Raw genomic sequence first — 21103 nt, forward strand, 5'->3', positions numbered from 1 at the left:
GTTGGTGTTTATGAGGTTACAGCTACAATTAATGGAGGGAAGAATTACAATAACTTGCAATTGAAAGCTACTCTGACAATCACTAAAGCAGATATTGCGTGTTTAATCTTTAATGACGCAACATTTATCTATGATGGTACTCCTAAATCAGCTTTTATCCAAGGCGAACTACCAAATGGAATAGACGTTAAATACATTAATAACAACCAAACTAACGCAGGGGACTATGAAATAATAGCATCTATAAATGGAGGGAATAACTTTAATAACCTTCAATTAAAGGCAACATTATCTATTACTAAAGCGCAATTATCAACTATAAACTTCGAAGATTCTTCATTTGTTTATAATAGTGAACCTAAATCATTATTTATAAATAGTATTTTACCAAAAGGAGTTACTGTAACTTACACTAACAACTCACAAATTAATGCTGGTACTTATGTAATTACAGCTCAAATTGATGGTGGTAAAAACTACATCAATAAGAAACTGAAAGCTATGCTAACTATTACTAAAGCAACTTTGTCAAATGTAGTCTTATCAGATGCATTATTTACTTATGATGGTATACCAAAGTCTTTAATTATTACAGGCAATGTTCCAAAAGACGCTACGGTTATATATTCCAACAATACACAAACAAACGTAGGTTCTTACATCGTAACTGCTTACCTTATTGGTGGCAACAACTATAATGATTTAAAACTTAAAGGTAAGTTAATAATTACCAAAGCAGAATTGCCAAATATAATACTTGAAAATGGTACGCATACATATGACGGTACTACTAAATCATTGGCTATAAAAGGTTATTTACCTGAAGGGACAACAGTTAGTTATACTAATAATTCACACGCTAACGCTGGTAGTTATGAGGTTACAGCTCAAATAAACGGTAGTAAAAATTATTCTAATAAAGAATTGAAAGCTACATTGAAAATCAACAAAGCAGAATTACCTAATATAATACTTGAAAATGGTACGCATACATATGACGGGACTACTAAATCATTGGCTATAAAAGGTTATTTACCTGAAGGGACAACAGTTACTTATACTAATAATTCACACGTTAACGCTGGTAGTTATGACGTTACAGCTCAAATAAACGGTGGTAAAAATTATTCTAATAAAGAATTGAAAGCTACGTTGACCATTACAAAAGGAGATATTGCTTGTCTAATTTTTAATGATGTAACATATACTTATGATGGTACACCTAAGTCAGCAGTTATCAATGGGGATTTACCTGATGTAATACGTGTTGACTATAGCAATAATAAACAAACTGAAGTTGGTAGCTATGAAATAATAGCAACTGTAAATGGAGGTCTTAACTTTAATAGTTATAAATTGAAAGCAACATTATCTATCATAAAAGCAACATTACCAACTATAAAGTTTGAAGATGCGTCCTTTGTTTATGATGGTACTCCAAAATCATTAACCTTAAAAAGTAGTCTACCTAAAGGAGTTACTGTTTCATACACTAATAATGCACAAATTAACCCAGGTGCTTATATTATTACAGCACACATTGATGGGGGGAAAAATTACAATAATGCTGAACTAAAAGCAGTTCTAACTATTACAGAAAAACAAGCTACTATTCCATCTATAAAAGATGTTGTTTTTGAAGATAAAACAGTTACATATAATGGAAATGCTCATTCGATACAAGTACTTAACTTGCCCAAAGATGTGATTGTAAGCTTTGATAATAATGAGTTTATTGAAGTTGGAAAGTATACAGTTACAGCTTATTTCTACTTTGAAAACAAGTTAATTGGAACAAAACAAGCTACTTTAACTATTATGGAAAAGCAAGTATCTGTTCCATCTATAAAAGATGTTGTTTTTGAAGATAAGACAGTTACATATAATGGAAATGCTCATTCGATACAAGTACTTAACTTACCCAAAGATGTGATAGTAAGCTTTGATAATATTGAGTTTATTGAAGTTGGAAAGTATATAGTTACAGCTTCTTTCTACTTTGAAAATAAGTTAATTGGAACAAAAAAAGCTACTTTAACTATAGTTCGCGCAAATGAAAAAGCAGAACTTCTACAAGTAACGATTAACGGACAAACGTTTGAGAATATTAAACAAAAAACAACCTACTTCTTATCTTGTGGAGAGAATGAAGTAACAGTTTCAATAGATAAAATCAGTGAGTTCGCATCAATAGATACAGATCGTACTATTGAAATGACGCTAACAAAAATGGGGTCAAAACTACTAACAATCACAGTTAACTCTGAAAGTAAACAAACGTCAAATAAATATGTATTTGAACTCATTAAAACAATCGATTTTAATCAAGTTACCACCCATAATATGAATAATATAATTGCTATAAACAAAGATATTACACAAAATGGCGGTTATAATTTCATCAAGTACGAGTGGTTTAAAAATAATGAGTTAGTAAGTGAAAAAGATCACTATACTGTAGGTTCACATTACAATAGTCAATCTGACAAAGATGCAATGTACTACGTTAAGTTATTTACTGATCAAGGACAAACAATTTATAGTTGCTTAGCCCCTATTCCCGTAAAGAATACTAACAAAATACTATTACACCCAAATCCAGTAAAGGAAAATAGAAAAATCACGTTTACATTTGACTCTGACGTTGATCAATATTATGGAGCTACTTTAGAAGTTTACACTGTAAACGGACGTCTAATTCATCTTCAAAAACTGACTGACAGAATAACAGAAGTACAATTGCCCCTAACTATTCAAGCGGGCTATTACATCGCTGTTATCAAAAAAGGTTCAAAACAAGTAACTATGCATTTTGTAGTAGAATAAATACCCTTAAAGTTATACAACGAAAACTCGCAAGCCAGATTAGTCCCAAGTCTACATCTGGCTTGTTTTTTATCCTTCAAAAAGCTTAATTATCAGCTATTCGTCCTTATTTATTGCAAAAGGGAATAATCAAACATCTCTTTTCAATCCTTTTTATTCTCTAACTGGCATATTATTGCCTAAACCTATACATACATTAAGATTATTTATAAATAAGGGACTGCCTTTATCAGCAATAATTATTTATATTTGTAGCGATTAAAAACAATATGTATTAAAAATAAACATAATGAGCCAAGACGAAAAGTTTCACGATGATATGGGAGACAATCATATTGCTTCGAGTGATGCTACACCATTAAGAAGTGATGCGTTTGACCGTACAGATGACGAAAAAATAGAATCAATTAAGAAAGATGTAGAAAATATTTTAAATACGTTAGGTTTAGATTTAACAGACGACAGCTTAAAAGGGACACCAAATAGAGTTGCTAAAATGTTTGTAAAAGAAATCTTCGGTGGATTAAACCCTGAAAGAAAACCTAAGTCTTCTACATTTGACAATAAATATAAATACAACGAGATGTTAGTTGAAAAAAATATCGTTGTATACTCTACTTGTGAACACCATTTATTACCTATCGTAGGTCGTGCACACGTTGCATATATATCTAATGGTACAGTAGTAGGTCTTTCTAAAATGAACCGTATTGTTGAGTTTTATTCAAAAAGACCACAAGTTCAAGAGCGTTTGACTATTCAAATCGTGAACGAATTAAAACGTGTTCTTAACACTGAAGATGTTGCTTGTATCATCGACGCTAAACACTTATGTGTTAACTCAAGAGGAATCAAAGACATCGAAAGTAGTACTGTTACTGCTGAATTTGGTGGACGTTTCAAAGAAGAAAGCGTGCGCAAAGAATTTATAGAATTCATCAAATTAGAAACTAAATTCTAATCACACTAAAGATATTTTTTTTATTATGCCTTTATATCAAGAACAACAGTTAAGAGTTTACAATACTCTGTCGGGAGAAAAAGAAGTTTTTACACCTATCTTAGATGGGAAAGTGGGTATGTATGTTTGTGGACCAACAGTTTACAACTACGTTCACCTTGGAAACTGTAGAACTTTTATCTCTTTTGACTTGATATATCGCTATTTAAAACACTTAGGATATTCTGTACGTTATGTACGTAATATTACTGATGTGGGTCATATCGTTGACGATGTGGATGAAGGAGAAGATAAAATTGCTAAAAGAGCTCGTATTGAGCAAATTGAACCAATGGAAATCGTACAGAAATATACGATTAACTTCCACAACATCCTGAAACAGTTTAACAACTTACCGCCAAGTATTGAGCCAACGGCAACAGGACATATTATTGACCAAATAGAGATTATACAAGGGATAATTGACAACGGATTAGCTTATGAAGTTAATGGTTCGGTTTACTTTGATGTTGAAAAATACAACCAAAGTAATGACTACGGTATTTTAAGTGGACGTAAAATTGAAGATATGCTGTCTAACACAAGAGAGTTAGATGGACAATCTGATAAACGCAACCCACTTGACTTTGCACTGTGGAAAAATGCAGAACCACAACATATTATGCGTTGGCCTTCTCCTTGGGGAGATGGTTTCCCAGGATGGCATCTTGAGTGTACAGCAATGAGTACTAAATATTTAGGTAAACATTTTGATATTCACGGAGGTGGAATGGACTTGAAATTCCCTCACCACGAATGTGAAATCGCACAAAACCAAGCGTGCACAGGTAACACTCCTGTTAACTATTGGATGCATGCGAATATGCTTACTCTAAATGGTAAAAAGATGTCTAAGTCAACTGGTAATAACATTTTACCAGATGAATTATTCTCTGGAGAAAACAACATATTAAGTAAAGCAATTGCTCCTTCTGTAGCTCGTTTCTTTATTTTACAAGCTCATTACAGAAGTATTTTGGACTTCTCTGACGATGCTATTATGGCTTCTGAAAAAGGATTCCAACGTTTAATGGAGGCTATCAAGGCGTTAAAAGACTTGAAAACTTCAAACAATACTTCTATTGATCTTGCTAAGTGGACACAGAACTGCTACGACGCAATGAATGATGACTTTAATAGTCCGATTTTAATTGCTCACTTATTTGAAGCAGTTAAAATGATTAACCTAATCAAAGAAGGAAAAGAAACAATTACAAAAGAAGATTTAGAGGTATTAACTCAAACAATGCACGCTTTTGTTTTTGATGTGTTAGGATTAGAAAACTCTGAAGAGTCAGCTAATAATAACGATAAATTAGAAGGTGTTGTTAATATGCTGATCTCAATGAGAAATGAAGCAAGAGCTAACAAAGACTTCGCTATGTCTGACCATATTCGAGATGAATTAGCTCGTTTAGGTATTCAATTAAAAGACGGAAAAGAAGGTACTTCATTTACTTTCTAAACTATAATTTACTAAAAAAGCTATAAGACCTCTTATAGCTTTTTTTCATTCTAATAACAGTCTTATGTTAAAGAAAATTCTAATATTCCCATTCGTAGTTTTAGTGCGCTTTTACCAATTAGCTATCTCTCCCCTATTTCCACCTGCGTGTAGATATAGTCCAACTTGCTCTCAATACACATTAGAAGCATTAAAAAAACACGGCTTATTTAAAGGTGGATGGCTGGCAATAAAACGAATTATTAGTTGTGGACCTTGGGGTGGCAAAGGATACGACCCTGTACCTTAATTACTATTTTGTTGCGTTATCTAAGATAATTTATTTACATTTACTTTTTAACACTACTATTTACCCATGATACACACCTTAAATATGGTATGGAATCCTTCTGAAGGATTTGACTTAGGATTTATAAAACTTCGCTATTACAGTTTAATGTTTGTCCTTGCATTCGGACTTGGTTGGTTTTTGATGAAAAAGATCTACGATCGAGAAAACCTGAGTGTAGATAAACTTGATAAACTTTTTATTTATACAGTATTAGCAACATTAATTGGAGCGCGTTTAGGACACGTATTTTTCTATGATTGGGACTATTATAAAGATCACTTATTTGAAATAATATCACCTGTACGTTTTACTCCTAAATTTGAAATAGTTGGTTTTAGTGGTCTTGCCAGTCATGGTGCTGCCATTGCTATTATTGCTACGATGTACTACTACAGTAAAAAGGTTATTCAAAAACCAGTACTCTGGATTTTAGATAGAATAGTTGTACCTGTGAGTATTGGTGGTGTATTTGTTCGTTTTGGAAACTTCTTTAACTCTGAGATTATTGGAAATCATACAGCGAGCTCAATGGGAATCCGTTTTATTAGAGATGAGTACACTCCAAGACAAGCAATGCAAATTACAGGTATTCAAGATTACAACCAAGCTTACCAAGCTATACAGTTCGACCCTCAGTTTGCAGAATACCTTGCAGCTGTGACTCCTAAACATCCTACGCAACTATACGAAGCATTTGGATACATTCTCGTATTTATCATCGTCTACTTTTTATATTGGAAGACTGATGCTCGTAAGCACTTAGGTTATTTGTTTGGAATTTTCTTGGTTTTACTATGGACTGTTAGATTTGTAGTAGAATTTATGAAAGAAAGTCAAGGTGGTTTTGAAGAATCATTAGGTATTTTCTCAACAGGCCAATGGTTGAGTATACCATTTATAATTATAGGACTCTACCTTTGGTTAACTGCAAAAAAGAGACCTTATACGTCATAAACAATCAATAAGATTACATATATAATCCGGTGAGATAATACTCAACCGGATTTTTTTATTTTTATATATCAACAAACTTCTTTTTACTCAAATTTCCTTTTATAACATTAAACGGTATTCCTAAAGTCACCAATCATTTATAGCATTCTTTTATAACATACTTTACTCAAAAACTGATATTACCTCTTAAACAAAAACTTTAATTTATTTATAACTCAAACACACAACTCCTTATAAAATCAACAATAGTATTAACCTTACAGTACAAAGACACTACCTATAAATACAACAAAACCATAAAACTTATCACTTTTAGTATATGATGCACATAATTATAAAAATTATTACATCAATTCAAACTCTAAAAACATTCAAATACAGCTTTAAAACCTAAACTTATATCAATTATAAAACTCTATATAGAATTCACTGCATTATCACCTACAAACACGTCAAAATAAGTTCTCCTTACATTAATTAATAAAAATGCTGCAATCATACAAAATAATATAACATAAAAAAAAGCTGTTCTAAATGAATAGAACAGCTTTTATATAATGCATTTACTCGTTGTTGAATTAAGCTTCAGCAGCTAACTCTTCTTGAGCTTCTTTATGACGTCTTTCGATTTCCTCTTTATCTTTTCTTGGCATAGTATCAACTAATACTGGAGTAGCTAAGAATAATGAAGAGTAAGTACCTACGATAATACCGATTAACATAGCAAAGATAAATCCTCTGATTGAATCACCTCCAAAGATGAACATAATCAATAATACAAGGATTAAAGTCAATGATGTATTAATTGTTCTTGATAACGTAGTGTTTACAGAATCATTAACAATTTTATTGAAATCACCTTTAGTTTTACCACCAATGTACTCACGAACACGGTCAAATACAATTACCGTATCATTCATTGAGTATCCGATTACAGTTAAGATTGCTGCGATAAAGTGCTGATCAATCTCCATGTGCCATGGCATAAATTTGTAAGTTAAAGAGTAAATCCCTAATACAAATACAACATCATGCGCAACTGAAACGATAGCTCCTAAAGAGTATTGCCATTTACGGAAAGAGATGATTAAGTAAACGAAGATAGCAGCCATAGAACCTAATACAGCCCAGTAAGCATTTTGCTTAACGTCTTTTGCCATACTTGGACCTACTTTAGACGCTTGGATAACTCCTAACGTTTTACCTTCTGTAGCGTTTACAAACTCTTCGTAAGTAATATCATTAGAGTAGTAAGATTTCAATCCTGCATACAATTTCTCGTTAACCTCTTGGTCAACTGCAGCACCTTCTTCTTCTACTTTATATTTAGTAGTAATTTTTAATTGCTCTTTATTACCAAATACTTTTGCTTCAACATTTACACCAAATTCGTCACCTAACTTAGAACTAACTTCATTAGCAACTACTGGTTTGTCAAATTTAACTTGGAAAGTTCTACCTCCTACGAAGTCAGTACCTTGGTCAAATCCATTTGTAAAGAAAGAAACGAAAGAAACAACTACGATAATTGCAGACAATCCGTAAGTAGCTTTCTTCATTTTCAAGAAATCGAAATGGAAGTTTGTGAACCAGTTTTTAGTTACAGCAGTTGAGAACGCTAAACTTCTACCAGCTTTCACGTCTCTATCCATAAAGATACGAGCGATGAAAATAGAAGTAAATAAAGAAGTAGCAATACCAATTAATAAAGTAGTTGCGAATCCTTTGATAGGTCCTGAACCGAAAGCAAATAAAATAACCCCAGTTAAAATGTGAGTAACGTTAGCATCTACGATAGGACGCATTGCACCTTGCCAGCTATAAGCTTCTTTAATCGTATCAGCTAAGTTCATACCCTTACGCAAACACTCTTTAGCTCTTTCCGAGATAATAATGTTCGCATCCACAGCAGTACCCATTGTTAATACGATACCAGCAATACCAGGTAAAGTTAACACAGCACCTAAACTTGCTAAAATTCCGAATAAGAATAATAAGTTAGCTAATAAAGCAACGTTTGCATACCATCCAGCTCTACCGTAGTAGAATGCCATCCAAGCACCAACGATGATTAAACCTGCAACAGCAGATAACATACCAGCATCAATAGCTTGTTGACCTAATGATGGTCCTACGATTTCAGATTGAACGATATCTGCACCTGCTGGTAATTTACCTGCACGTAAGATATTCGCTAAGTCTTTTGCATCAGAAACTGTAAAGTCTCCAGAAATAGAAGATCTACCTCCTGTAATTGGTCCATTAGTAACTCCTGGAGCAGAATAAACGATATTATCTAATACAATAGCAATGTTTGAATGCTCTGTATAAGCTTTAGTAGTTAACTCTTCCCAGATTTTAGCTCCTTTAGGACTCATAGTCATTCCAACAACTGGACGGCTAAATTGGTCAAACTCGTCTTGAGCACCAGTAATAACACTACCACTTAATGGTGGAACACCATCTCTGTTTGTTTTTAATGCGTATAACTCTACTACGTCTGGAGCTTTTCTACTTGGTTTACCCCATACGAAACGAGCATATTTTTGATCACCTGGTAATAAATTACGAACGTCAGCTCTGTGTAAATAAGAATTTACTTTTACTGTATCTTTCGTATTGAAGTATCCTAAAATTGGACTTCCTTCGTGACCACCAGCTACAAATAAATCTAATAATGGATTAAATTCTTTGTTAGCAGCGTTACCCATTGAATCTTTAGCGACACCACCTAATAAAGCTTCAACATCAGAATCAGCTTTTGCCACTTCTTTAGCATCCGTTTTATCTTCAGCTTTCTTCTCAGTAGATTTTAAGTGTTCGTTAGCAGTAACAATAAAGTTTCCGATTTCTTCCACTTTATATGTTTCCCAGAACTCTAACTGAGCAGTACTTTGTAATAAATTTTTAATACGATCAACATCTTTAGCACCTGGTAATTCAACTAAGATACGTCCTGTATCTCCTAACATTTGAATATTAGGTTGAGTTACACCAAATTTGTCAATACGCTCTCTGAAAACGCGGTAAGCACTTTCAATTGATTCTTTCACTTTTTTATCTAAAATAGTCTTCACTTGACTATCTGACATACCAACAGTGATTTCACTTAAGTTTCTATTTGCGAAAATATCAGCAGAAGCTAATTTTACAGATCCTTGAGAAGCTTTGTCAAATGCAGTATAAAACGCATCTAAGTAGCTTTGATTCCCTTGTCTCATTGCCTCAGCATCAGCCAATGCTTTATTGAAAACAGCATTTTTTGAATTGTTCGCTAAACCTTTAAGGATATCTTTAATTGAAATTTGTAAGGTAACATTGATCCCTCCTTCTAAGTCCAAACCTTTATTGATTTGCTTAGCTCTCACGTCATTAAATGTTTGCCCTAAAAAAACCGTTTGGTTACCAATAGAATCCAAGTACTGTAATTCTTTTGTAGAATCACCCCCTGCAAAAGCTTTCGCTTTCTTCTCATAGTGGTTGGTAACAAAGGTGAATGAAAGTTGGTAAATACTTACCAATGCAAAGATAATTGCAAAAAATTTAACGAGTCCTTTGTTTTGCATTATTACTAAAAATTAATTATTTATTTTTTTTAAAACGAGCAAATATATGATATACACGATGATTAACCAATTCTTTTCTTAAGAATGTACTTAAAAAAGAAGCATCATCGTGTAATCAAATTTTAACATTTAGAGTCTTAACCTAAAAATTTTGTTAACTCTTTATTTGTTTCAACAATTGCATTTACACTTGATGCAAATTTCTCAGCCTCTTGTTGATTTAACTTTACGTCTACGATTTCCTCAACACCATTTTTACCGATAATACAAGGAACACCAATAAACAATCCTTTATGTCCGTACTCTCCTTCTAATAAAACTGAACAAGGAATAAGACGTTTTTGATCATTTAAGATACTATCAACAACACTTGCAACTGCTGCTCCAGGTCCGTACCAAGCAGAAGTACCTAACAATTTAGTAAGTGTAGCTCCACCTACCATTGTTTGTTTTACTACTTCCTCTTGCTCTTCAGCACTTAAAATATCATTCACTGGAATACCTTTGTAAGTAGCTAAACGCATTAAAGGCAACATTGTAGTATCTCCGTGTCCACCAATTACCATACCTTGAATATCATTAATTGGCTTACCTAATTTTTGAGATAAGAAATATCTAAAACGAGAAGAGTCTAATGCTCCACCCATTCCGATTACTCTATTTCTATCTAATCCTGTAATTTTTAATGCTGCATAAGCCATTGTATCTAAAGGATTAGTTACAACAATAAAAATTGCTTTTGGAGAAACAGCTAATGCTTGTTCTATTACAGATTTAACAACACCTGCATTCGTTCCGATTAACTCTTCTCTTGTCATTCCAGGTTTACGAGGAATACCAGAAGTAATAACAACTACATCACTATTTGCCGTGATAGAATAATCGTTAGTACTACCTTTTACTACTGTATTAAATCCTGTAGTAGATGCACATTGCATAATATCCATTGCTTTTCCTTCTGCATAACCTTCTGCAATATCAACTAATGCAATTTCACTTGCAATCCCTCTATAGGCGATAACATCAGCACATGTAGCTCCCACATTACCTGCCCCAATAATTGTAACTTTCATAAACTATTTATTTTATTGCAAAAAAAGGTCAGGCATATATAATGCTTGACCTTTTCTTTATTATTTTTCAATTAATTACTAAGCATCAATTTTAGCATAAGTAGCATTCTTCTCAATGAAATCTCTACGTGGTGGAACTTCATCCCCCATTAACATAGAAAACACACGGTCTGCTTCTTGTAAATTATCAATTGTAACTTTACGTAAAATACGGTGCTCTGGGTTCATAGTAGTATCCCATAATTGCTCCGCGTTCATCTCTCCAAGACCTTTATAACGTTGAACACTTGAACCACTACCGAATTGCTCCATTAGTTCTAAACGTTCTTCATCTGTCCAAGCGTAATCTTTTTTCTGTCCTTTTTTCACCATATATAATGGAGGTGTAGCTATATAAACGTGTCCGTTTTCAATCAGTCCTCTCATATATCTAAAGAAGAAAGTCAAAATCAATGTTGCGATGTGGCTACCGTCCACATCGGCATCACACATAATTACTACCTTGTGATAACGCAGTTTTTCTAAATTAAGCGCTTTACTGTCTTCTTCTGTTCCAATTGTAACACCTAAAGCAGTAAAGATATTTTTAATCTCATCGTTTTCAAAAACTTTGTGTCCCATTGCTTTCTCAACGTTCAAGATTTTACCTCTCAACGGTAAGATAGCTTGGAAATTACGGTCCCTACCTTGTTTAGCAGTACCACCCGCAGAGTCTCCCTCCACAAGGAATACCTCACAAATAGTAGGGTCTTGAGAAGAACAGTCAGACAGTTTACCAGGTAAACCTCCACCAGTCATTACAGTCTTACGTTGCACCATTTCACGCGCTTTTTTAGCAGCGTGTCTTGCTTGTGCAGCTAAGATTACCTTCTGAACGATAATTTTCGCATCATTAGGATGTTCTTCTAAATAGTTTTCAAGCATTTCAGCAACAGCTTGACTCACGGGAGAAACAACCTCACGGTTACCCAATTTAGTCTTAGTCTGCCCTTCAAACTGAGGTTCCATAACTTTCACAGAAACGATCGCAGTCAATCCTTCTCTAAAGTCATCCCCAGTAATCTCGAATTTTAATTTATCTAACAATCCAGAAGCATCAGCATACTTTTTCAACGTACGAGTAAGTCCCATACGGAAACCTTGTAAATGCGTACCTCCTTCATGTGTATTAATATTATTCACGTATGAATAAATATTTTCTGAATACGTATCGTTATAGATAAGAGCAACTTCTACAGGAACTTCACCTTTATCTGATTCCATTGAAATAACAGATTCGATAATAGGCACACGGTTACCATCTAAAAACTTGATAAATTCTTTCAACCCTTCTTCAGAGTGAAAAACCTCATGTTTAAACTCACCATTCTCTTCAACAACACGTTTGTCTGTCAAAGTAATTTTTAATCCCTTATTCAAGAAAGCTAACTCTCTTAATCTTCCTGCTAACGTTTCGTAAGAATACTCTAACGTTTGTGTAAATATTGTACTATCAGGATGAAAAGTAACAGCAGTACCTTTCTTATCCGTTTCTCCAATTACTTTTACAGGATATAAAGCTTTACCACGAGAATACTCTTGTTCGTAAATTTTTCCTTCACGATACACAGTCGCTTTTAAATCTTCTGATAAAGCATTAACACAAGATACACCAACACCGTGTAAACCTCCTGAAACTTTATACGAATCCTTATCAAACTTACCTCCTGCTCCAATCTTGGTCATTACAACCTCTAATGCAGATACACCCTCTTTTTTGTGAATATCTACAGGAATACCACGACCGTTGTCTTCAACAGTAACTGAATTGTTTTCGTTTATAATAACTTTGATCGTATCACAATAGCCAGCAAGAGCCTCATCAATAGAGTTATCAACAACTTCATATACTAAATGATGTAGTCCTCGAACTCCAACATCACCAATATACATAGAAGGACGCATCCTTACGTGTTCCATCCCTTCGAGAGCTTGAATGCTATCTGCCGAATAATTATTCTTATTTGTTTCTTGGCTCATAATAATATTCTAAAATAAGTAACGTACAAATATACAATACTTATAACACTTTATCAACAAATGCCTATCCTTATATCCCTTAAAACAACAAAAAAATCAAAAAAAAACGCAGATATTTTCATATCTGCGTTCTATGGCTATTGAATAATTTTTTAACTACTCTAAGTAGTGAATTGTAAATTCACAATTATTAAAAGTGAACCTATCGTGTAATTTTCTACCTAACAATTCTTTTGCAATTGGAGCATCCATCGATACGGCTAATACCGACTTATCTTCTATCACTATTTTAGGTAAAGCAGCTGATATGAACAGATTAACTGTATTTACCTGTACATAGCTACCAAATTCCACAACATTACTTACTTTATCATCATTAATTTTAGATACCACATCACGCATAGCAATGCTTTCTGATATCTTTTTACTAATGTTTTCTTGTTCAAGATGCATCATTGACAATCCAGTCTCGTGTTTATCACCTGCAGAACTTTTGGCGTCGTTCTGTGCATCTATTGCTAAATCTTCGACGATACCTTGCAAAGCACTCACTTTGTCATTTAACCGCTCTAAACAAATTGCTTTCAGCTTCTTTTTTAGTGTCATCATTTTGTTTTTTAATTCCTTTTAATCAATAAAGGGGCATGAATTGTTGTTTGTTGTGACAAAAGTAAGTTTTTAATCTTATGAAAGAAACTGAATTGTGCATATTTTAGCAATAATTAATCAAAAACAATCATTTTTTTGATTTTTCCAATTTTTTTATTCTCAAAAATCGAATTTATACATTGCTCCACCCATAACCTGTACTCCTTGTACTCGGAAATTATCAAAATTACTGTACTTATCATTCAGTAAATTGCTTCCTTTGACAAATAATGTCCAATTTTTTGTAGGTCTATAGCCAACTTTAATATTCAAATCAACATAGTCGTTTAACTCTACAACTTGTGGTGAATCTACTGTGTTATAATCTCCGATTAATCCGGTAGGATTAACTGTAAATGCATCTTTTCTTTTTCCAACATAAAACACATCTAAACCAGCAAACCATTGGTCTGTAAAGTCAAATTTAAAATCAGCACCCGCTTTTACTTTCGCTAAATTCCAAGCCTCGATCGCGTCTGTATCATAGTTATTCCACTCTCCGTGAATTCCCATAGACACATTCTCTTCAAAGTCAAAACGCAATTCACCAAATAAATTAAACGTTTTTAATGTATTGTACTCTACTCCAAAAGAGTTTCCAAACATATAAGGAACCTTAGCTTCATTTAAAGAAAATTCATTGTGCACAAAAAATGCTTTATCGCTCTCTCTTTTATAAGAACCTTTTACGTTATATGAAATTGTATTATCTAACTTTCCTTTTAAACCAATGTAGATGTCATACTTCTCATCAGTAGGAGTAATCAATAAGTCTGGAGATACAAACGGATTTGCCTCTGTAAACTGTCTGAAAGAATTTTGTTTTAATCCTCCTTCAATACCTGCATACGTTACTAATAACCCAGGTACTAAATTATAAGATGCCTTAATCTGTGGATACACATAAACATTGTTTTGTGTCTTTCCTGCAACCTTACCATCATTGTAGAAAACACCTAATCCCAACTGAACAGAATAATCGTCATCTTGGAAAGTTAAACTTGGCTGTGCACCAATGTTTAAATGTTTGTACTCAATTTTATCAGCTGCAAACGCATTTTTATACTCTGTTCCAACATAGTCAACAATAAGTCCTAAGTTAGCCTCACCAATTCCCAATTGTGTTTTTACGTGTGGCTTAACTGTCACACGGTTTTCAACCGAACTAAAGTCATCCCAAAAATGGTCATAATGTAAATCAAGATTGGTAAACGGACTATTTCTAAACTCTAATCCCGCATTTACAAATACGTTTTTGTAATGCTGACTTTCATCTACTCCGCTCAACATTTCTTTACTAAACAAAACATCTTTTGTAGGTAAACCGTACCAATTACTCAATTGGTAACTTCCTCCTACTTCAGCATTCCATCCAAAATTATCTAATTGACCTCCATATACTAAACCTGCTTTAGTTTTAGAAAAAGCGTCATCTAACAATAAGTCTTTAATTCCCCCTTGAGAAGAAAAATGTGAAGCATATCCAGCTAAAAAGCTGTTTTTATTCAACTTATGACTCAAAAAAGCTTCTCCGTTTAAGTTTGTGTAGTTACCCGCACCAAACATCACGTAGTTATTGAAGTTTTTCAAACGTTCAGACTTTTCCACTTCAGCCGCTTTACCTTTCTCAGGTACAAACGTTGAAGCAACAGGAAATGAACTGATCGTATATACCACATCCTTTTTCTTAGTTGTAGCATCCTCATCTGTATTAGGCAACGCTCTAACTTTAAAAGCATCAGAAATAGTAGCATCATACGCGCGAACCACGTTTACAACTTCCGTACCTAATTTATTAGTATCATTTGTTTTTTCTTGCGCAAATGCTGTACCTCCTAAAAGCGTAACAGCAGAAAAAATCGTATATATCTTATTATTATTCATTGTTATCTTGTTCTTAGTTATGCATTATTGAGCAATAGATGAGTTTCTCTTTGCCTCTTCCCCTTTAATCTTAGCAAGCTCTTGTTTTGCTTCATTTACAACATCTGTAAACTCACCAAAATTATTTGTTACACTTTCTAAAATGTAAGTTGCTTGGTAACTATCTTTCAACTGATAAAAGTTCTTAGCCATTAACACCAATCCTTTTGCCCCGTAGTACTTATACCCAGAGTAATCTTTTGCTAACTTCTGTACGCTCTCGTTAGACGCGTCAAACTTACCTTCTTTATTTTTGTAATAAGCATCAAAGTACAATGCCTCAGCAGCTAACTCTCCTTTTGCTAATTTCAACACTTCTTGGTACGCTTTTTTCGCTTTTGCATCATCTTTTGTAGCAAACGCAGTTCTTGCAATAATCACCTGTGCATCACTCTTCACTTTATTATCGGTTTTTGGCATTTTCAATACAGCCTCTGCATAACGCAACGCATCGTTGTACTGGTTTTGCTCATACGATAACTTCATTAAGTTAGACTTTGCAAACACAACATTCTGTTCTTGCACAGCCTCACTATCTAAACGTTTTAAAGCAGTTGTTGCCTTACTTACGTTTTTATTTTTCAAGTAAATTTCAGCTAATCTCGCAAGTGAAATCTCAGAGTATTCACTCTTCTCACTATTCACTACAGCTTCATAATTAGCTGTTGCTTTATCCATATTATTCTCTGCAAAGTACATTTGACCTAAGTAGAAATGTGCTTGCAATGCTTTTTGTCCAGAAGGGAAGCTTTTTAAATACTTCTCATATCCAGCAATCGCTTGCTGTGTGTTGTTTTGAACATATTGTTTCTCAGCAGACTCATACGTATCTTTATCTAACTCTGCATCCGTTACCTTCACAAAAGAAAGTCCTTTTACCCAAGCAGCATATTCATCTACCTTACCATTATCAACATAGATTAAACGCGCATTTTGCACAGCCTCTAATGCCTCTGGAGAATTAGGAGATTCTTTCACCACTTGTTTAAACTTAGCTAATGCCGCATCAGACTTATTTGCATTGTAATTAATCAACCCTTGACGTAAAATAGCTCTCGCTTTAAAACTTGACGTAGGATAATCTTTTAACAACTTATCAAAAGCAGCCACAGCCTTAGTAGACTCATTCATCACATCGTGGCTTACCCCAATTTCATACTGCGCATCATCTGCTAAGTTAGATGTAGGATAATCCTTCACAAACTGCGTTAAGTCTTCAATTTTTCTTGCATGACGATCTACAAAACCATAGCTCAATGCTTTTTGGAAACGCGCATACTCTACATCCACTTTATTCGCTTCAATAACTTTGTTGTACGCCTCCATTGCAGGCCAGTATTTACCCAATACAAAACTACAATCCCCTAAACGTAAGTTAGCATCAATGCTTCTCGCCTCGTTTTTAGGATTCCCATCCACATATTGTTTAAAGTACGTAGCCGCATTAGCATAATCCTTCATTTTAAAATAAGAATACGCTAAATTGTAATTCAAATTCTCGCGCTCGCTCAATCCTTTAGCAGCTGGATTCTCTCCAAATGCTTTAAACACATTGATAGATTCAGCAAACTTGTTCAAGTAAAACAATGTTTCACCTTTCCAATATTGTGCCTTAGCAGTATATTTTAAATTTTGCTTCTCAGCCAACGACTTATCAAATAAGTTCAACGCCTCATTGTATTGTCCATCACTAAACAATTCCAATCCGCGTAAGAAAGCAACCTGTTGGTAAACTTCCCCATTAGCCTTAGAGCGATTTTTCTCTAATAAAGCCAACGCCTCTTTGTAGTTTTTAGAAGTAACATACGAATCGATTAACAACGATTCCATTTCCCCTTTGTATGGAGAAGAAGGGTATTTAGTAATATACGCATTCAATACTTCAGGAGTACTCACATACGCATTACCAATATCATAACTCAACTTCGCATAATTTAAGAAAGCATCCTCTTGAATTCCCGCATCAAAGCGCATTTCAGAAGCATTCTTAAACGCGTTAAGCGCTTGAGTTTTCTTATGTGTATTCAAATAACTTTCACCCAAGTGGTAGTAAGCATTTTGAGCAATAGCATTATCACCTCCAATAATTTTATTGAATTGTTCAATTGCATTAGGATAATCTTTAGACTTGTAATAAGCATATCCCAACTGGTAGAAGTCAGTATTACTCCACTTACCATTCTTCCCTTTATATTTCAACAAATAAGGCAATGCTTTGTCATATTGTTTCAAGTTAAAATAACTCTCTCCAACAATTTTAGACAATTCAGATTGCTCCTCAGGTGTAGCCACTTTCATTTGAGCATTTCCTTTAGCAATCGCCTCTTGGAAATTACCCGTTTTAAAACTCATATCCGCTTGATAATACCCCATTTTCTCTTTGTAAGTAGATTTAGTTTCTACTTTATCAAAAAGCTTTTTAGCATCGTCAAACTTATCAGAGTCATATGCGATGTATCCAAGGTAATATGTAGCTTGTTCACCCCATACCCCATTTGGACTAACGCGTTTTAAATATTTTTCTGCTTCTTTTTTATTTTTAGCATAGAAATAACTATATCCTTTTTCAAAGTTGAAACGGTCTAACACTTTCTCGTTAGCAATAGCATTTTCTTTTACTTTAGATGCATAGTGAAGCGATTTAGCGAAATTACCTTTTGAGAAATAGTAATCCGTAACTTCTACATACGCTTGGTTCTGTTTAGAACTCGTAGGGTAGTTTTTAACAAACTCGTCAATCTTATCCTCCGCACCATCTTGATCTAAGCGAATTGCACAGTTTGCGATATAATAAACACAATCAGCTTCCACTTCCTTATTATGAGCAGTAGGATTGTTTTTCACTTTAGAAAATAATAATTGAGCAGCTAAATACTGTTCCTCATCATACAGAGCCACAGCGTGTCTAAAATCAGCTAATTCATCTACATAAATAGCTGATTGCTGTGCACTTGCAGTTATACTCCCAAGCGCGAGAGTTAAATAAGCTAATCTATTATTTTTGCGCATTTTTTTTCAGATTTATATATTGCCAAATATATCATTTTATACTCTTTAAAACTTATATTTTGGCAATATATTGTCTAAAATGCCGTTAAAAATTATCTGCAGACTTTATAAATACGGTGCAATCAACCCTAAGATAATAGGCGCTAACACTGCTGTTAGTATTCCATTGAAAATCATACCAACACTTGCAAAGGCTCCGTACTTATTACTAATTTCCATTGCTTTCATAGTTCCCATCGCGTGAGAAGAAGTACCCATTGCGATTCCCTGTGACATTGGATTACTTATTCGCGATAAGTTTAAAAATTTAAAACCAATCATACTACCAAATATTCCAGCTATCATAACTGCAGCTGCAGTAACAGAAGGAATACCGTTTACAGCTTTTGAAATTTCTAAAGCGATAGGTGTACTTACAGATTTAGGTGCTAACGACAAGATAATCTCCTTGTCAGCTCCAGTCCATTTCGCAAGAAGTACAACCGAAACTACCCCTACTATACATCCAGCTAATTGACTAAACAAAATAGGCACTAATTGCTTTTTGATTTTATCCCATTGCACATAAAGTGGCACAGCAAGAGCAACAATAGAAGGCTTTAGAAAAAAGTCGATATACTGTCCTGCTACGTGATAATTATCGTAAGGTATTTTTAAAATTAAAAGGTAGCTAATCAGTACCCCTGTAGATAAGATGATCGGATTGAAAATAACCCATTTCTTTTTTGAAGTCAAGTAGATTCCTACAGAATAAATTGCTAACGTCAAGAAAAGTAAAAACGTTGGGTTTGCTAAAAATTCCATTATTTTTTTCGTAATAATTGGTGAGTTAATCCAGTGACAAAAATGACTAATGCTGTACTAACAAGCGTTGCAACAACAATAGGAACGATAGACTTACTTAAAATTCCAAAGTAATTCAGCATCGCTACACAGGGCGGAACAAAGAAAATCCCCATATTCTTTATTAAAAAATCCGTTATTCCTCCAATAGATTCAACTTTAATCCAACCAATTTTTAATAAGGTCCACAAGAAAACTAACCCTATTATACTTGAAGGTAATTTTACATTAGTAAGGTAAACTACCAACTCTCCAAACGCGAGTGATCCTACAATCACCGCCACTTGTTTAATTAAATTCATTTTATATAAAGATTTAGCACAAAATTACTAAACAAACTTTTCTCAGCATAGACATAATTAAATAAAATAAATTTATTTAACATACCGTTACAACTACATCCTATATAAAACTACTTCTTAATGATTTAGTAACATTAGAATTGAATTGATAACCTTAATGTAATATTACTCACAAATGCATTAAGTATGTTTGCAATGTAATAATTCAAAAAGGGAGAAATTATAGAATAAATAAGTTTGGTTAAGTTGGTTAGTTACTACAAGGGATGCTATATAAGCCTCCCTTTTTTTATTTCAGATAAGCAAGGCCGACAAAAAAAGACCATTTCACTCTCAACTTTGCACTTTTTAGCTTTAATATATCATTTATAATAGATATCTTACTATTTTTACACCAAAATAATCATTCATTATGTCTCGAACAGTTTTATCCTTACAAGGAGTAGATATTTTCCAAAACAAACACAAGGTGCTTTCTAACGTAAACTTAGAAGTTAAAAAAGGAGAATTTATATACATCATTGGTAAAACAGGTGCTGGTAAAAGTAGTTTTATGAAAACACTTTACGCAGATATTCCTTTAACGATAGGCGAAGGTTCTATTGTGGACTATGATTTGAAAGCTTTAAAAGAAAAAGATATTCCTTATTTAAGAAGATCATTAGGTATTGTATTCCAAGATTTCAAATTATTGCCAGACCGCACTGTTTATGGTAACTTGTACTTTGCTTTACAAGCGACAGGTTGGACAGAAAAAGAGGCGATGAACCGCAAAATAGAAGAAGTACTTGATAGCGTTGGTATGTTAGCACATATTCAAAAAATGCCACACCAATTATCTGGTGGAGAACAACAGCGTATAGCTATTGCTCGTGCCTTACTAAACGACCCAGACTTAATTTTAGCAGATGAGCCTACTGGTAACTTAGACCCACAGACAAGTTCTGATGTAATGGACCTATTACTTAAAATTAACGAAGCAGGACGTACAATCATAATGGTTACTCACGATTATGCTTTATTATTAAAATATCCATCTAAAACGCTTAAATGTGACGATGGCACCCTATTTGAAGTAATTCACAGAACAGCTCAAAACTAAGCTGTCTTTATAACACATAAAAAGCCCTATACAAAATTGTAT

General features: G+C 33.7%; 14 protein-coding genes. 6 read left to right on the forward strand and 8 right to left on the reverse strand.

Annotation, left to right across the window (positions count from 1 at the left end):
- The 5 genes from AABL81_RS05005 to lgt all read left to right on the forward strand — a co-directional run.
- Nucleotides 1-2826: MBG domain-containing protein (locus AABL81_RS05005; RefSeq protein ID WP_341340480.1), on the forward strand; the 2826-nt coding region annotated here is incomplete at its 5' end.
- 289 nt (nucleotides 2827-3115) lie between these two features.
- Nucleotides 3116-3787 (forward strand): GTP cyclohydrolase I FolE, encoded by a 672-nt coding sequence (folE, locus tag AABL81_RS05010; protein WP_090409664.1) that lies wholly within the window; start codon nucleotides 3116-3118, stop codon nucleotides 3785-3787.
- A gap of 25 nt (nucleotides 3788-3812) precedes the next feature.
- Nucleotides 3813-5291, forward strand: a complete 1479-nt coding sequence (gene cysS, locus AABL81_RS05015) for a cysteine--tRNA ligase (protein WP_158211162.1) — start codon at nucleotides 3813-3815, stop codon at nucleotides 5289-5291.
- 64 nt (nucleotides 5292-5355) lie between these two features.
- Nucleotides 5356-5580, forward strand: coding sequence for a membrane protein insertion efficiency factor YidD (gene yidD / locus AABL81_RS05020; protein WP_090409668.1), 225 nt, complete (start codon nucleotides 5356-5358; stop codon nucleotides 5578-5580).
- A 66-nt stretch (nucleotides 5581-5646) separates the two neighbouring features.
- Nucleotides 5647-6576: a prolipoprotein diacylglyceryl transferase gene (gene lgt / locus AABL81_RS05025; protein ID WP_341340481.1), complete on the forward strand. Its 930-nt coding sequence runs from the start codon at nucleotides 5647-5649 to the stop codon at nucleotides 6574-6576.
- A 578-nt stretch (nucleotides 6577-7154) separates the two neighbouring features.
- On the opposite strand, the gene secDF is transcribed toward lgt, so the two are convergent.
- The 8 genes from secDF to AABL81_RS05065 form a co-directional block, all read right to left on the reverse strand.
- Nucleotides 7155-10142: a protein translocase subunit SecDF gene (secDF, locus tag AABL81_RS05030; protein WP_341340482.1), complete on the reverse strand. Its 2988-nt coding sequence runs from the start codon at nucleotides 10140-10142 to the stop codon at nucleotides 7155-7157.
- A gap of 137 nt (nucleotides 10143-10279) precedes the next feature.
- On the reverse strand, nucleotides 10280-11215 hold the full coding sequence (locus AABL81_RS05035) for a malate dehydrogenase (RefSeq protein WP_158211165.1): 936 nt from the start codon (nucleotides 11213-11215) through the stop codon (nucleotides 10280-10282).
- 78 nt (nucleotides 11216-11293) lie between these two features.
- Nucleotides 11294-13234: a DNA topoisomerase (ATP-hydrolyzing) subunit B gene (gene gyrB, locus AABL81_RS05040; RefSeq protein ID WP_341340483.1), complete on the reverse strand. Its 1941-nt coding sequence runs from the start codon at nucleotides 13232-13234 to the stop codon at nucleotides 11294-11296.
- A gap of 156 nt (nucleotides 13235-13390) precedes the next feature.
- Nucleotides 13391-13843 (reverse strand): hypothetical protein, encoded by a 453-nt coding sequence (locus tag AABL81_RS05045; protein ID WP_341340484.1) that lies wholly within the window; start codon nucleotides 13841-13843, stop codon nucleotides 13391-13393.
- 159 nt (nucleotides 13844-14002) lie between these two features.
- On the reverse strand, nucleotides 14003-15766 hold the full coding sequence (locus AABL81_RS05050) for a TonB-dependent receptor (RefSeq protein WP_341340485.1): 1764 nt from the start codon (nucleotides 15764-15766) through the stop codon (nucleotides 14003-14005).
- Between the two features lie 24 nt (nucleotides 15767-15790).
- On the reverse strand, nucleotides 15791-18814 hold the full coding sequence (locus AABL81_RS05055) for a tetratricopeptide repeat protein (RefSeq protein ID WP_341340486.1): 3024 nt from the start codon (nucleotides 18812-18814) through the stop codon (nucleotides 15791-15793).
- A 105-nt stretch (nucleotides 18815-18919) separates the two neighbouring features.
- Nucleotides 18920-19618, reverse strand: coding sequence for an LrgB family protein (locus AABL81_RS05060; protein ID WP_158211170.1), 699 nt, complete (start codon nucleotides 19616-19618; stop codon nucleotides 18920-18922).
- Entirely contained in the window at nucleotides 19618-19959 is a 342-nt protein-coding gene (locus tag AABL81_RS05065) for a CidA/LrgA family protein (RefSeq protein WP_090409686.1), read from the reverse strand. The genes AABL81_RS05060 and AABL81_RS05065 overlap by 1 nt, the downstream gene beginning before the upstream one ends.
- 412 nt (nucleotides 19960-20371) lie before the next feature.
- On the opposite strand from AABL81_RS05065, the gene AABL81_RS05070 reads away from it, so the two are divergent.
- Entirely contained in the window at nucleotides 20372-21061 is a 690-nt protein-coding gene (locus tag AABL81_RS05070) for a cell division ATP-binding protein FtsE (RefSeq protein ID WP_158211171.1), read from the forward strand.
- The last annotated feature ends 42 nt before the right edge of the window (nucleotides 21062-21103 follow it).

It is taken from the genome of Myroides sp. C1519 (assembly GCF_038039755.1).
GTDB classification, from domain to species: domain Bacteria; phylum Bacteroidota; class Bacteroidia; order Flavobacteriales; family Flavobacteriaceae; genus Flavobacterium; species Flavobacterium phaeum_A.

Coding starts and splice junctions, on each gene's coding strand:
- AABL81_RS05070 (WP_158211171.1), top strand. CDS start 20,372: ATGTCTCGAACAGTTTTATCCTTACAAGGAGTAGATATTTTCCAAAAC.
- cysS (WP_158211162.1), top strand. CDS start 3,813: ATGCCTTTATATCAAGAACAACAGTTAAGAGTTTACAATACTCTGTCG.
- folE (WP_090409664.1), top strand. CDS start 3,116: ATGAGCCAAGACGAAAAGTTTCACGATGATATGGGAGACAATCATATT.
- gyrB (WP_341340483.1), bottom strand. CDS start 13,234: ATGAGCCAAGAAACAAATAAGAATAATTATTCGGCAGATAGCATTCAA.
- AABL81_RS05055 (WP_341340486.1), bottom strand. CDS start 18,814: ATGCGCAAAAATAATAGATTAGCTTATTTAACTCTCGCGCTTGGGAGT.
- lgt (WP_341340481.1), top strand. CDS start 5,647: ATGATACACACCTTAAATATGGTATGGAATCCTTCTGAAGGATTTGAC.
- AABL81_RS05045 (WP_341340484.1), bottom strand. CDS start 13,843: ATGATGACACTAAAAAAGAAGCTGAAAGCAATTTGTTTAGAGCGGTTA.
- AABL81_RS05060 (WP_158211170.1), bottom strand. CDS start 19,618: ATGGAATTTTTAGCAAACCCAACGTTTTTACTTTTCTTGACGTTAGCA.
- AABL81_RS05050 (WP_341340485.1), bottom strand. CDS start 15,766: ATGAATAATAATAAGATATATACGATTTTTTCTGCTGTTACGCTTTTA.
- AABL81_RS05035 (WP_158211165.1), bottom strand. CDS start 11,215: ATGAAAGTTACAATTATTGGGGCAGGTAATGTGGGAGCTACATGTGCT.
- AABL81_RS05065 (WP_090409686.1), bottom strand. CDS start 19,959: ATGAATTTAATTAAACAAGTGGCGGTGATTGTAGGATCACTCGCGTTT.
- yidD (WP_090409668.1), top strand. CDS start 5,356: ATGTTAAAGAAAATTCTAATATTCCCATTCGTAGTTTTAGTGCGCTTT.
- secDF (WP_341340482.1), bottom strand. CDS start 10,142: ATGCAAAACAAAGGACTCGTTAAATTTTTTGCAATTATCTTTGCATTG.